The following is a 420-nucleotide window of genomic DNA, read 5'->3' on the forward strand; positions in this document are numbered from 1 at the left end:
CTGTTCGCTCCCCACGCTTTCGTCCATCAGCGTCAATATATTGTTAGTAATCTGCCTTCGCAATTGGTATTCTATGTAATATCTAAGCATTTCACCGCTACACTACATATTCTAATTACTTCACAATAATTCAAGACAAACAGTATCAATGGCAGTTTTATCGTTGAGCGACAAGATTTCACCACTGACTTATTAAACCGCCTACGCACCCTTTAAACCCAATGAATCCGGATAACGCTCGGATCCTCCGTATTACCGCGGCTGCTGGCACGGAGTTAGCCGATCCTTATTCATATGGTACCGTCAAGCCCCTACACGTAGGAGTGTTTCTTCCCGTACAAAAGCAGTTTACAACCCATAGGGCCGTCTTCCTGCACGCGGCATGGCTGGATCAGGCTTGCGCCCATTGTCCAATATTCC

Annotated in this window: 1 rRNA gene; it reads right to left on the reverse strand. The window is 46.2% G+C overall.

Annotation, left to right across the window (positions count from 1 at the left end):
• Positions 1–420, reverse strand: a 16S ribosomal RNA gene (locus tag J1W56_RS25880); the annotation flags it as partial.

The sequence above is a fragment of the Phyllobacterium calauticae genome (genome assembly GCF_019991125.1).
Lineage (GTDB): Bacteria > Pseudomonadota > Alphaproteobacteria > Rhizobiales > Rhizobiaceae > Phyllobacterium > Phyllobacterium calauticae.